A 12,629-nucleotide genomic window follows, 5' to 3' on the forward strand; every position below is an offset into this window, starting at 1 on the left:
CTTATTCGCTCACTGGATCTTGGGTAATGCTGGTGTCGAAGTGCAGCCGTACCTCGGCGCCGCCCATTGCAGATGTGGCAAAGGCGATGCTGCCGAAATGTTCCTCGACAATTTTCTTGACGATCGCGAGACCAAGGCCGGTGCCTTTGTCGCGGGTCGTCACATAAGGTTCGATCAAATGGTCATGATCTTCGGGCAGCCCGATGCCATCATCGCTGATGACGATGTCGACATTTGTGTCATCCGACCGGATTTCGACCATTATGGTGCCGCTGGCATTTTCTTCATTACGCCCTTCGGCTTCATGCTTTGCCTCAATGGCCTCAACCGCATTTTTCAGCAGGTTGATGATCGCCTGCGATATTTGCCGCCGGTCGCAGGAGAACAGGCACTCTTCAACATCATGCTCGGTCGTGAAAGTTATCCCCGAATGGGCGACACGCTGCATGAATACGGCCTGGCGTACCAGATCGATCAGATTCTCCTCACGGAAAACCGGTTTTGGCATGCGCGCAAAGGAAGAGAATTCATCGACCATATTCCGCAGGTCACCAACCTGGCGAATGATCGTCTCGGTAAGCTGGTTGAAGGTATCCATATCATCGCCGATACGCTCGCCAAAGCGGCGTTTCAGGCGTTCCGAAGCAAGCTGGATCGGTGTCAGCGGGTTCTTGATCTCATGCGCAATGCGCCGCGCGACATCGGACCAGGCCGCCTGACGCTGGTCAAGCAGTTGCTGGGTGATGTCATCAAAGGTGATGACCTGCCCTACCCCGCCCGGACTGCTGCGGGCTGCCAGCGTCAGCAGATCATTGCCACGACGGAACTGCACCACCGCACGGCCCTGTTCGCTCTCGGCAACATCGGCAAGAAAGGGTGCGATTTCGGATAATGGCCGGTCGATAAAGCTCTGTCCCTGATCAATCAGCAGCTCCTGTGCCGAACTGTTCATCAGCCGCACAATCCCTTCATCATCGACCGAGATGATCCCGGCGCTGACCGACTCGACAACCGTCTGCATGAACACCCGACGCTCATCGAGTTGATGATTGGCGCGAACCAGCGCCTGGCGCTGCTCGTCCAGCTTCTCGGTCATGCTGTTAAATGCGCGGCCGAGCATGCTGACCTCGTCGCGCGCCTCGGTATCGCTGACACGCGCAGCGAAATTGCCGCGGCTTACCTCGCGCGAGGCTCCTACCAGATCGCTCAGCGGCGCCACCATCCGGTCTGCGAATTTGACCGCGACCCAGAGTGCAATCGCCAGCAACAGCAGCGACACCAGATACAACGCCACATTGAAGCGCAATTGCAGCGAGCGGGTTCGTCCCGAAAGCGCGTCATAATCGTTGAGCACGGCACGTGCTCTCTCCCACTGGCTCAGAGCCAGCTGGCTTGAGGCACGTGAGGCATAAAGGAACACATCGCCGGCACCATCGAGCATGGTCACCGCCTCGATCCGGTCATCGGTGAAGGCGAGTGCGACATCATTGCCCGCGCGCAGCTCACCCAGCATCTCGGCAGTCACTCGTGACGCCAGATTGCGGTCATTGGGATCGACGATCACCGCAGTGCGCAAGACACCATCATCGCCGCGCTCCAATATCGCGGATTCGTTGAACTTTCGTACCACGACCTGATAGGAATAGGCCTCGGCGAATTCGGGGTTGTCGACGGTTGTCTGGCGCAGATAGCCGCTGAGATCCTCGGCCATGGCGAGACTCTCATTGCGCACATCGCGCGCGCTCTGATCATTATAGCCCAGCGCCAGTTCATTGGCGTTTTCCAGCACGTTGCGGGCGCGGTCGGAATACCAGAATTCGACACCATATTGGAACAATAGCGAGGCGAAGAACACCACCAGCAAAGTCGGTACAGCAGCGACAATCGCGAACAAACCGACAAGCCTGGTATGGTAAAGGCCCGACGAACCGGCAATCGCCCTTTCCGCGCGCCGCTTGGCAAAGCGCCGCGCCAGCAGCACCAATATCATCATTGCCGGGAACAGATTGGCAAGAAGCAGGCTGGATGCCCAGATTGCAGGCAATACCCTGTCGGCCGCATCCTCTGCAGTCAATATCCGGACGGTAATAGCCAGCATTGTGAGCAGCAACGCCGTCATGCCCCATTCGGCATAGGCGTAGCGCCGGTCACTATCGGCACTGGAAACATTATCTGCAGTGCGGAACCAGCCGGCAATGGAGGGGAATATGCTCGTCGACGCCATTAGTGATGCAATACAGCACTAGTGTTGCCAGTAAAACACAAATGTCAGTGGATATGGACAGTTTGTCGACGTTATTTGTCGCCTTGTCGTGCAGTCTCTGGCAAAAGGCCGTGCTGCTTCAGCTTCTTCCTCAGCGTGTTGCGATTGATACCGAGCAATTGCGCCGCCTGGATCTGATTGTGTCCGGCGCGGCTCATCACCCTTTGCAATAGTGGTTTCTCCAACAGGGAAAGGGCCGACGCATAAATATCGCCATCATCCCCAGAGATGCGCTGCAGCAATAGATCCACTGCCGCCTCGAATGCGGCATTGTCATCGCTGGCCGCACTGGCCGGCCCCAGCAGCTCGGTGACCATGGATTGCGTCACCGTGTCGCCACTGGTCATGGCGATAATCCGCATCACCGCATTTCTCAGTTCGCGGACATTGCCGCGCCACTCTGGCGTCTGCAACGCGGCAATAGCGCCCTTGGTAAAGCGCTTTTCATCTAGCCCCTGATGCATGGCTCTGCCGGCAAAATGCCGCACCAGATCGGGTATATCCTCGCGCCTTTGCCGCAGCGGCGGCAGCGTGATTGGCAACACATTGATCCGGTAATACAGATCTTCGCGGAATTGCCCCGCCGCTATCAGGGCCTCGAAATCCTGGTGCGTCGCGGCGATAATCCTGACATTGATGCGAATCTGCTCGTGGCCGCCAATACGGACGATATACCCCTCCTGCAGTGCGCGCAGCAGGCGCGTTTGTGCCGCCATCGACATATCGCCAATTTCATCGAGAAACAGGGTGCCGCCATGGGCCTGCTCGAACATGCCGATCTGACGCTCTACAGCGCCGGTAAAGGCGCCCCTCTCATGACCGAACAGTACCGACTCGATCAGCTCGGACGGGATTGCAGCGACATTGACGGGGACAAACGGCCCCTGTTTGCGGTGGCCAGCATAGTGGATCGCTTCTGCCACCAGCTCCTTACCGGTGCCGGATTCGCCAAGCAGCAGAACCGAAAGGTCGTTTTTCAGTACCTTGCCAATGGCGCGATAGACATGCTGCATTGCGGTGCTGCGACCGATGATCTGCATGCCTTCGGAAGTCTCGGCAAGCGCCTCCCCTGCACCCGCGGCATTGTTAGCCCTGGCCTTTTGCGACGACACTGCTTTTTGTGCTGAGGCAATCAGTGCCTCGAGGTCGAACGGCTTGGGAAAATATTCAAAGGCATCGAGGTCGCTGGCGCGCACGGCGGTATCGAGGGTGTTCTGCGCCGACATCACAATCACCGGGATTTCCGGTTCGAGCCGCTGCGACAGCTTGGCAAGGCTATCGAGGCTGTCACCATCTTCGAGCAGGACATCGGTAATCAGCAGCGCATAATCATGCATGCCAAGCTGGCTGTCGCGTTCGTCACGACGCTGCACAACATCGACCTCCCACCCCTCGGCGGTCAGCGCCGCGGTCAGCACATGGGCGATGGTGCGATCATCCTCGGCTAGCAATATGCGGGTCATGTGTTCCGCCCCTTCTGGTCCGCCGCGGCAAAGAACAGGCGGAACTGGGTTTCTCCCTTGTCCTCGTCACGGCGATAGACAATGCGGCCCTGCATCTGTGTCACCATCTGGCGTACCAATGCCAGCCCGAGCCCCTGCCCGTTGACCTTGCTGGTAGCAAAGGGGGTAAACAGATGCGGCGCGATGCTGTCAGCGACACCGGGGCCATTATCGGTCACCCGGATCTCCACTGGCAAGCGGATCATCTTGCCCTCGCGGCGGCTTTCGATGCGCAGGCCGGGAGCGAAATGGCTGCTCAGCGTGATCACCGGATTATCCTGATTGAGGCAGGCATCGGCGGCGTTGGACACCAGATTATGCACAATCTGGGTCAGCACCGGCACCGAAGCCATGATTTCAGGTAGCGAGGGATCATAATGTTCGACAATCCTGATCTGCCGGTCATGTTCGGCAAGGCAAAGCATCTTCACACGGTCGAGTACCTCATGGACGTTGACCGGTCCGGTCTGACCGACAACAGCACGACCACGAAACTGCATCCGGTCGATCAGTTCGGCGATGCGGTCCACCTCATGCGCTATCAGTGCCACCAGATCGCCTTCGCCATTATCATCCCTGCCTCGCTGTTGGCGCGCCAGAAGCTGCGCGGCGCCACGTATCCCGGCCAGCGGGTTCTTGATCTCATGTGCCAATATCTCCGGCCCGCGCAACGCCGCAGCACCGTCATCGGCATCACTATAGGAAGCAATGCCATCGGGTGCATAGGAGGGGATCATCGCCGCTACCCGCCAACCCGGCCATTCGGCCATGGGCGACAGGGACATGTCGATACTGAAACGCTTTTCGATGCCACTGATCCGGCAGGATGCATCGCGCACGGTGATATCCGCATCGGCATTATCCAGCGCCAGTGCCAGCCGCGGATCGGCGAAATGCAATATGGCGGAGAGTGCATGGCGCGCCAGCGTCGACCGACTGGCGGCAAGAAGGGTCTCCGCCGCCGCATTGGCATCGGCAATCATGCCATCGGGCGCGATCAGCAATATCGATACCGGCAACGCCGCAGCGGTGTCCGCGAGGCTAGGCGTATCGTTCCTGTCGATAATGCCGATCCTGTCAGGCACGCCAGGCCACCATGCGGCTCAAGCGGCCTGCCGCTGTTCCAGCCAGGGTTCGTAAAAAGCGGTCAGACTGTCGATGACCTGTTCCGGGTCTTCCATACGGTTGACCGCATTGCGGAAGTCGGCAGAGCCAGTCAGGCCCTTGGTGTACCAGCCGAGATGCTTGCGCGCGACGCGGACACCGACATTCTCGCCATATAGCGCCAGCATGGCGCGATAATGCTCGACAATGACATGATATTGCGTCGCCAGATCGGGATCGGGCAAGCGGGTGCGATCCCCGCCCGACTGGTTGAACCAGTGCATCACCTGCCCCAGCAGCCAAGGCTTGCCATAGGCACCGCGACCGATCATCACGCCATCGGCGCCGCTTTGGTCCAGTGCGGTTTCGGCATCCTCGATCGAGCAGATATCGCCATTGACAATGACCGGGATCGACACCGCATCCTTGACCTTGCGGATAAAGGCCCAGTCGGCATGCCCCTTGTACATCTGGTTGCGCGTGCGGCCATGCACGGTGATCATCTTGGCGCCCAGATCCTCGGCAATATGCGCCAGTTCAGGCGCGTTGAGGCTGTCATGGCACCAGCCCATACGCATCTTCACCGTAACCGGGACATCGACAGCATCAACCGTAGCCTTGATCAATGATGCCGCGAGCGGAAGGTCGCGCATCAGCGCCGAACCGGCATCGCCATTGACCACCTTTTTCACCGGACAGCCCATATTGATGTCGATAATCGCCGCGCCACGATCCTCGTTGAGCCTGGCCGCTTCGGCCATGCGCTCAGGAGCACAACCGGCGAGCTGCATCGATACCGGCTCTTCGGACGGTGCCCAGGCCGCCTTTTGCAGCGATTGCCGGGTTTCGCGGATCATCGCTTCGCTGGCGATCATCTCGGTGACGTTGAGACCCGAGCCGAAACGCCGCACCAGAGTGCGGAACGGACGATCGGTAACACCCGTCATCGGCGCCAGGATCACCGGACAGGCAATTTCATGATTACCGATTTTGATCGGGGCGAGCGCCATGCATTTTACTCGACTATGGGGTGATGAAAATTTAGGCAGCCGATAGCCGCAATTCCCCAATTCCGCAAGTCTGCGGCGCGACAATGGGCGTTCGCGCAGCTATCCCGCAATCTGCCGCATGGACAAGCGCCAATCGATTTGTCATGGGGCATGATGTTGTGAGCGAGTTTCAGGCCATCATTGTTGCCGCCGGGAGCGGATCGCGCGCAGGCGGCGACAGCCCCAAGCAATATCGCGACTATCGCGGCCAACCGCTGCTGGCGCACAGCGTTGAAAGCCTGTTGGCGCATAACGACTTGCAGCATCTTGTGGTGGTCATCGGTGCCGGGCAGGAACAGCAGGCGGGCGACATTCTGCCCCATGATCCGCGCATCACCATCACCATGGGCGGCGACAGTCGCATGGCATCCGTCGCCAATGGGGTGGCGGCGCTGGCCAAGACCGGCATCGATGCCAACAGCCTGGTGCTGGTGCATGATGCTGCCCGTCCCGGCCTGTCACACGGAGTGATTGATCGTCTGCTCGCTGCGCTGGAAGATCATGCTGGTGCGGTTCCGGTGCTGCCCATGGTCGACAGCATGACGGAAAATGCCGGGGCATTGCTCGGCGAGGCGGTTGACCGTGATGCTTTTGTCAGAGTGCAGACGCCGCAGGCATTTCGCTTCGGAATTCTGGCCGAGGCGCATAAAGACTGGTCAGATGAAGCTGACGCCGTGCCAACAGATGATGCACGCATGGTTCAGCAAGCGGGACATAATGTCGCCGCTGTGGAAGGTGATGAACGGCTTGGCAAAATCACCTTCGCCGAGGATTTTATCAGGGATGGAGAGATAATGGAGAGCAAGACGGCTAGCCCCCTTCCCGTGATCCGCATCGGCAATGGCTATGATGTTCACCGTTTCGAGCCCGGGGATCATATCTGGCTATGTGGTGTCAAAATTGGCCATAATGCCGGGCTAAAAGGCCATAGCGATGCCGATGTCGGGCTGCATGCACTGACCGACGCGCTGCTCGGTGCCTTGGCTATAGGAGATATTGGCGACCATTTCCCGGATAATGACCCACGATGGGCCGGCGCCTCGTCTGACCGCTTTCTCGAGCATGCTGCGGTGCAGGTGCGCCGTGCGGGCTATAAAATCGGCAATGTCGATATTACGCTGATATGCGAGGCACCCAAGGTGAAGCCGCATCGCGAGACCATGCGCAGCCGGGTTGCAGAGATATTGGGGCTTTCGATCGATACGGTAAGCATCAAGGCCACGACAACCGAGGCGCTGGGCTTTACCGGACGGCGCGAAGGGATTGCCGCACAGGCCAGCGCGCTTATAGTGTCAGCAAACTGAAGAGTAGGACAGAAATCATGGTAAAAATGGCAAGAAAATTTTTCGCTGGAGCACTGGCCCTGTCGGCACTGGCTTCGCACCAGGCAGCTCTGGCGCAGGACAACGCAGCAAGCTGCGCGACCGTCGAACAGGCAGAGGCGCTGATGATTGCGGTGATGCCTGGCATCATCCGTTCAGTCAGTGATCTGTGCCAGCCGCATTTGCCTGCCGGTGCGGAACTGGCGACATCTTCCAGCCATGTCGATACCGTGCTCGTACCGGCGGCGCGCGAAGCCTTTCCGACTGCGCTCGATACATTCATGGTAATCGGCGGGACCGAAATGCCTGCAGAATTGCGCAGCCTTGGCTATGACCAGCTTATGCCACTTCTCGATGGGGTTCTGGGCCAGCAGATTGCCGGTGATATCAAGCCCGAAAGCTGTGGTTCGATCAACCGGATTTATACCTCGCTAAAGGCCATGTCACCGCAGCAGAGTGCGTCGCTGATCGTTGCCCTTGTCGAGATTTCGGGCGATAAAGAGTCTCCGCTGAAGATTTGCCCAATCACAGCTGCCGGTGACTGATCGGCCATGGCTGCATTGGTGCCCGATGACATTGCCAGCATCGCCCAGCAAGTGCTGGACGGCAACCGCGAAGCGGGTCGGCGCATTGCTGTGGCCGAAAGTTGCACCGGCGGGCTGGTTTCGGCGGCGCTGACCGAATGGCCGGGCAGCTCGGACGTATTCGAGCGCGGTTATGTCACCTATTCCAACGCCGCCAAGACCGAGGAACTGGAGGTCAGCCCCGATATCATCGATGCCTTTGGCGCAGTTTCGATCGCCGTGGCCTGGGCCATGGCCAAGGGTGCCTTGGCGAAATCGGGAGCGGATATTGCGGTTTCGATCACCGGTGTTGCCGGCCCCGGCGGCGGCACCGAGAAGAAACCTGTCGGCACTGTGGTTTTTGCGTGCATCAAAAAAGGGGATGACCCGGAAAAAGTGGTAGCCGAACTCAAGCGTTTCGGTGAAGATCTGAGCCGTGATGAAATTCGTCGTCAGGCGGCGTTGTGCGCGCTGGAGCTTTTCCTGCCATAAAGCGCATCGGCACGCGTCTCGAAAGCGGCAACCATCTTGCGGAACGCCTTGTCGAAATACTGCCCCGCCAGTCGCTCGAAAAAGCGATTGTGAAAGTTGAAGGCGACGTAAAAGTCGACCCGGCACCGATCGTTGCCATGCGGATGGAATAGCCAGCGATTTTCCAGATTGCGCAATGGCCCGTCGAGATATTCGACAATAATAGCCTCACCCGGCTTTTTGGTGACATGTGAGGTGAACTTCTCACGCAGCTGTTTGAAGCCGACAATCATATCCGCGACCATCTCAGTCTCGCTGTCCGAGCGGATGCGCGTACCGACAACCCATGGCAGGAATTCCTCATAGGAATCGACATCGGCCACCAGATCGTAAACCTGTTGCGGCGTATAGGGCAGATAGCGGGTTTCGCTATGACTGGGCATCAGGCTCAGCGCTGGGCAGCCTGTTTGGCAAGCTGCTCCTCGCGTGCCTTGCGCAGCCGTTCGAAATCGTCACCGGCATGATAGCTGGAACGGGTCAACGGGCTTGAGGCCACCAGCAAGAAACCCTTGGCCCGGGCAATGGCGGCATAGGCGTCAAAGGCCTTGGGGGTGACGAAATCGGCGACCTTGGCATGTTTCGGCGTCGGTTGCAGATACTGACCCATAGTCATGAAATCGATATCGGCCGAGCGCATGTCGTCCATCACCTGATGCACTTCGAGCCGTTCCTCACCCAGTCCCAGCATGATACCCGATTTGGTGAAGATCGACGGATCATGGCGCTTGACCTGCTCGAGCAGACGGATCGAAGCGTAATAGCGCGCGCCAGGGCGAATGGTCGGATAGAGACGCGGTACCGTTTCCAGATTATGGTTATAAACATCGGGCCGCGCGGTGACGATTGCCTCTACCGCGGCTTCCGATTTGTTGCGAAAATCGGGCGTGAGAATCTCAATGGTGGTGTCCGGCGTGTTGCGACGCAGTGCCTCGATCACCTTGACGAACTGGCTGGCACCACCATCGGGCAGATCATCGCGATCGACCGAAGTGACAACAATATGCTGCAAGCCCATCTTGGCCGCTGCGACCGCAAGATTTTCCGGTTCCATCGGATCGACCGGACGCGGCATACCGGTCTTGACGTTGCAAAAGGCACAGGCCCGGGTGCAGACATCGCCGAGGATCATAACCGTGGCATGTTTCTTGGTCCAGCATTCACCGATATTGGGGCACGCTGCCTCTTCACACACGGTGTTGAGGTTGAGATCGCGCATCAGCTTGCGGGTCTCGTGGAATCCCTTGCTCACAGGCGCTTTCACCCGGATCCATTCGGGCTTGCGGACGCGTGGTGGACGCGGTGCTTGTTCGGGTTTTGCGGACATGTCGTTCATGGGGATGCAGATAGCGATACAAGCTTGGCGATGCAATGGTAGCAACCGCCGCAAGCCAATTGGTCGCGGCTATCATTCCCCGCGCTATCATTGATCGCATAGGCCATATCGTCTAGGCCCCGCCGCCATGGAAACCGGAACGCTCGTTACTCTCGCCCTCTATTTCATCGCCATGCTGGGCATCGGTCTTTATGCCTGGAGAAAATCGACCAGCGATATCGAAGGCTATATGCTCGGCGGGCGGCAATTGTCTCCTGCTGTTGCGGCACTGTCTGCCGGGGCGTCCGACATGTCGGGATGGCTGTTGCTCGGCCTGCCTGGCGCGCTTTATGTCAGCGGGCTGGTCGAAGCATGGATCGGCATCGGGCTGTTCGTCGGGGCGCTGGCCAACTGGATCATCGTAGCACCGAGGCTCAGGCAACAGACCGAAGCGCTTGGCAACAGCCTCACCATCCCGCAATTTCTCGGTCGTCGCTTTCCCGACAAGGCGCTATTGCTGCGCACCATCTCGGCGATTGTCATCATTGTCTTTTTCACCGTCTATACCGCTGCCGGGCTGGTTGGCGGCGGCAAGCTTTTCGCCAGCGCCTTTGGTCAGGATTATCTTGTCGGTGTCTGGCTGACGGCGGGTGTGGTGCTTGCCTATACCATGTTCGGCGGTTTTCTCGCGGTCAGCCTGACCGATTTCGTCCAAGGCTGCATCATGGTGGTGGCGCTGGCCCTGATGCCGGTGGTTGCTGTGATCAATCTCGGCGGATGGGGCGAGACCGAAGCGCTTTTGGCCGCCATCGACCCGAGCCCGCTCAGCCTCACCGAAGGGCTGACACTGGCAGGCTTTCTCTCCGCCACTGCCTGGGGTCTGGGTTATTTCGGTCAGCCGCATATCATCGTCCGCTTCATGGCACTGCGCAGTGTCGATGATCTGCCCACTGCGCGCGCAATCGGTATGGGCTGGATGGGAGTATCGCTGGTCGGTGCTATCGGCGTCGCACTGGCAGGCCGTGCCTATGTCAACGCCAATAGCCTGACGCTCGACGATCCGGAGACCATATTCATCCTGCTTGCCGATATGTTGTTTCACCCTTTGATCACCGGCTTCCTGTTGGCAGCGCTGCTGGCGGCGATTATGAGCACCATTTCCTCACAGCTACTGGTGTCGTCTTCTTCCCTCACCGAGGATTTTTACCGCCGTTTTCTGCGTCGTGATGCCAGTGAGGGCGAACTGGTAACGGTCGGCCGTTTGGCTGTGGCAGCGGTGGCGATTGCCGCGGGATTGATCGCTCTCGATCCAGAAAGCCAAGTGCTCGGCCTGGTCGCCAACGCCTGGGCCGGCTTTGGTGGTGCCTTTGGACCACTCATTCTTTTGTCACTATGCTGGCCGCGTATGACTGGCGTCGGTGCGGTTGCCGGGCTGGTGACCGGGGCGTTGGTGGTGATCGGCTGGATTGGCATGGGCTGGGATAGTGATTTTTACGGGCTTGGCGGCATTTATGAGATCATTCCCGGCTTTGTCGCGGCGATGCTGGCGATTATTGCAGTATCACTTGCAACCCAACCCAGCGCTGGCAATGTCCCTGCCTATGAGTAACAGCGGCTATACCGATAATCTCGATGCAATTGTGAGTGATTGCTGGCAACGATTGCACCGCGGCGCCAAGGATCGCCGCCATGGCTTCCATCAACTGACCATTGGTAATGTCGATCGTGAAGGACAGCCGCATCAGCGTATCATGGTGTTGCGCGAGGCCGATAGTGCAGAGCGTCTGTTGCGCTTTCACACCGATGCCCGTGCTGCCAAGGTGGATATGATTAGTGATGGCTCGCCGATTTCGATCCTTGCTTATGACGCCAGGGCGAAAATCCAGATCCGCATGCATGGCAATGCAAGAATCGAACAACAGGGTCCGCGCCCCGATTGTGCTTGGGAAAAGGCGAGCCTGTTCGCGCGGCGCTGTTACCTCGCAGATCCGGCTCCAGGCAGCCTTACCGAAACGCCATCATCGGGACTGCCTGCGGACCTGGAGGGTATTGAGCCAACGCAGCAACGCAGCGAGCATGGCCGCAATAACTTTGCCCTGCTGTTGGCGACCATCAACCGGATGGAATGGCTCTATCTTGCCCATACCGGCCATCGCCGGGCACAATTCATCCATGATGCTGATAGCAGGTGGCACGGCCACTGGATGGTGCCCTGACCCCATTAACCGAAAGACCGGATATGCCGAACAACCAGAATGATAATCCCAATGTTGCGCTGCTGATCGACGCCGATAACGCCTCACCTGCCGGTATTGATCCTGTGCTGACGGTGCTGGCGGAACTGGGGACGGTCAATATTCGCCGCGCCTATGGCAATTGGCGCAAGCAGAGCCTCAAGGGCTGGGTCGACCTGGTGCATCGCTATGGCATCGAGCCGCAGCAGCAATTTGACATTACCAAGGGCAAGAACGCTACCGATATGAAAATGACCATAGATGCCATGGATATGCTGTTCCATGGCCGGATCGACGGCTTCGGCATTATGAGCTCGGACAGCGATTTCATGCCACTGGCCATGCGCATCCGCCAGGAGGGCATACCAGTCTATGGCTTTGGCGGTCAGAAGACGCCCGAGGCCTTCAAACAGGCCTGTACCCGCTTTATCGACGTTAATGCCCTGATCCGTGCGGAGAAGGCCGAACAGGACAATGGCAAGGATGCCGGCAAAGGTGTAGATGAGGATCTTCTGCACTTGCTGATCGATGCCTATCAGGCGAGCAAACGTGACTCCGAAGGTTATGCCAGCCTCAGTGCCGTCGGCAAGATTGCCGGCAACCGCTCTAGCTTCGACGTACGCAATTACGGCTTTTCGCGGCTGTCGGACATGTTCGAGGAAGTCCCCAATTTCAAAACCCGCCGTGACGCCAATGGCCAAATTTATGTGAAACGATTGAACTAACCTCTCCTCTGCCGCCAGCGGGAG

At 58.5% G+C, this 12,629-nt stretch carries 12 protein-coding genes; 6 read left to right on the forward strand and 6 right to left on the reverse strand.

The window, feature by feature from the left end; genetic code table 11:
* Position 1: 1 nt before the first annotated feature.
* From AAFX04_06350 to dusB, 4 genes are all read right to left on the reverse strand, one after another.
* The gene (locus tag AAFX04_06350; GenBank protein ID MEO1045042.1) at positions 2-2,224 is read right to left on the reverse strand and encodes an ATP-binding protein; all 2,223 of its coding nucleotides are present in this window, start codon (positions 2,222-2,224) and stop codon (positions 2-4) included.
* Between the two features lie 71 nt (positions 2,225-2,295).
* On the reverse strand, positions 2,296-3,726 hold the full coding sequence (locus AAFX04_06355; GenBank protein ID MEO1045043.1) for a sigma-54 dependent transcriptional regulator: 1,431 nt from the start codon (positions 3,724-3,726) through the stop codon (positions 2,296-2,298).
* Complete coding sequence (locus tag AAFX04_06360) at positions 3,723-4,850, reverse strand: ATP-binding protein (protein MEO1045044.1); 1,128 nt, start codon at positions 4,848-4,850, stop codon at positions 3,723-3,725. Before AAFX04_06360 ends, AAFX04_06355 begins: the two co-directional genes overlap by 4 nt.
* Before the next feature lie 18 nt (positions 4,851-4,868).
* Positions 4,869-5,879: a tRNA dihydrouridine synthase DusB gene (gene dusB / locus AAFX04_06365; protein ID MEO1045045.1), complete on the reverse strand. Its 1,011-nt coding sequence runs from the start codon at positions 5,877-5,879 to the stop codon at positions 4,869-4,871.
* 143 nt (positions 5,880-6,022) lie between these two features.
* Here dusB and AAFX04_06370 point away from each other — a divergent pair, with 143 nt between their 5' ends.
* From AAFX04_06370 to AAFX04_06380, 3 genes are read left to right on the forward strand one after another with little or no spacing between them, the layout of a single operon-like run.
* The gene (locus tag AAFX04_06370) at positions 6,023-7,222 is read left to right on the forward strand and encodes a bifunctional 2-C-methyl-D-erythritol 4-phosphate cytidylyltransferase/2-C-methyl-D-erythritol 2,4-cyclodiphosphate synthase (protein ID MEO1045046.1); all 1,200 of its coding nucleotides are present in this window, start codon (positions 6,023-6,025) and stop codon (positions 7,220-7,222) included.
* Between the two features lie 26 nt (positions 7,223-7,248).
* Positions 7,249-7,785 carry a hypothetical protein gene (locus AAFX04_06375; GenBank protein ID MEO1045047.1) on the forward strand — a complete coding sequence of 179 codons (537 nt, stop codon included), beginning with the start codon at positions 7,249-7,251 and terminating at the stop codon, positions 7,783-7,785.
* 6 nt (positions 7,786-7,791) lie between these two features.
* On the forward strand, positions 7,792-8,295 hold the full coding sequence (locus AAFX04_06380) for a CinA family protein (protein ID MEO1045048.1): 504 nt from the start codon (positions 7,792-7,794) through the stop codon (positions 8,293-8,295).
* Here the strand turns inward: AAFX04_06380 and AAFX04_06385 are convergent.
* Both AAFX04_06385 and lipA read right to left on the reverse strand, forming a co-directional pair.
* Entirely contained in the window at positions 8,256-8,717 is a 462-nt protein-coding gene (locus AAFX04_06385) for a type II toxin-antitoxin system RatA family toxin (protein MEO1045049.1), read from the reverse strand. The genes AAFX04_06380 and AAFX04_06385 overlap by 40 nt on opposite strands.
* A gap of 5 nt (positions 8,718-8,722) precedes the next feature.
* Positions 8,723-9,667, reverse strand: a complete 945-nt coding sequence (lipA, locus tag AAFX04_06390) for a lipoyl synthase (GenBank protein ID MEO1045050.1) — start codon at positions 9,665-9,667, stop codon at positions 8,723-8,725.
* 127 nt (positions 9,668-9,794) lie between these two features.
* On the opposite strand from lipA, the gene putP reads away from it, so the two are divergent.
* Genes putP through AAFX04_06405 form a run of 3 tightly spaced genes read left to right on the forward strand, consistent with a single transcriptional unit; the run spans position 9,795 to position 12,605 of the window.
* Complete coding sequence (gene putP / locus AAFX04_06395; protein ID MEO1045051.1) at positions 9,795-11,255, forward strand: sodium/proline symporter PutP; 1,461 nt, start codon at positions 9,795-9,797, stop codon at positions 11,253-11,255.
* Positions 11,236-11,862: a pyridoxamine 5'-phosphate oxidase family protein gene (locus AAFX04_06400; protein MEO1045052.1), complete on the forward strand. Its 627-nt coding sequence runs from the start codon at positions 11,236-11,238 to the stop codon at positions 11,860-11,862. Before putP ends, AAFX04_06400 begins: the two co-directional genes overlap by 20 nt.
* A gap of 23 nt (positions 11,863-11,885) precedes the next feature.
* Positions 11,886-12,605, forward strand: a complete 720-nt coding sequence (locus AAFX04_06405) for an NYN domain-containing protein (protein ID MEO1045053.1) — start codon at positions 11,886-11,888, stop codon at positions 12,603-12,605.
* Positions 12,606-12,629 lie beyond the last annotated feature (24 nt).

The organism is Pseudomonadota bacterium (assembly GCA_039818985.1).
Taxonomy (GTDB): domain Bacteria; phylum Pseudomonadota; class Alphaproteobacteria; order Sphingomonadales; family Sphingomonadaceae; genus Alterisphingorhabdus.

What these genes read in the sequence shown, in the direction of transcription:
- AAFX04_06385 (MEO1045049.1), bottom strand. Translation starts at nt 8,717, where the DNA reads ATGCCCAGTCATAGCGAAACCCGCTATCTGCCCTATACGCCGCAACAG.
- lipA (MEO1045050.1), bottom strand. Translation starts at nt 9,667, where the DNA reads ATGAACGACATGTCCGCAAAACCCGAACAAGCACCGCGTCCACCACGC.
- AAFX04_06400 (MEO1045052.1), top strand. Translation starts at nt 11,236, where the DNA reads ATGTCCCTGCCTATGAGTAACAGCGGCTATACCGATAATCTCGATGCA.
- AAFX04_06375 (MEO1045047.1), top strand. Translation starts at nt 7,249, where the DNA reads ATGGCAAGAAAATTTTTCGCTGGAGCACTGGCCCTGTCGGCACTGGCT.
- AAFX04_06350 (MEO1045042.1), bottom strand. Translation starts at nt 2,224, where the DNA reads ATGGCGTCGACGAGCATATTCCCCTCCATTGCCGGCTGGTTCCGCACT.
- putP (MEO1045051.1), top strand. Translation starts at nt 9,795, where the DNA reads ATGGAAACCGGAACGCTCGTTACTCTCGCCCTCTATTTCATCGCCATG.
- AAFX04_06380 (MEO1045048.1), top strand. Translation starts at nt 7,792, where the DNA reads ATGGCTGCATTGGTGCCCGATGACATTGCCAGCATCGCCCAGCAAGTG.
- AAFX04_06355 (MEO1045043.1), bottom strand. Translation starts at nt 3,726, where the DNA reads ATGACCCGCATATTGCTAGCCGAGGATGATCGCACCATCGCCCATGTG.
- AAFX04_06370 (MEO1045046.1), top strand. Translation starts at nt 6,023, where the DNA reads ATGGGGCATGATGTTGTGAGCGAGTTTCAGGCCATCATTGTTGCCGCC.
- dusB (MEO1045045.1), bottom strand. Translation starts at nt 5,879, where the DNA reads ATGGCGCTCGCCCCGATCAAAATCGGTAATCATGAAATTGCCTGTCCG.
- AAFX04_06405 (MEO1045053.1), top strand. Translation starts at nt 11,886, where the DNA reads ATGCCGAACAACCAGAATGATAATCCCAATGTTGCGCTGCTGATCGAC.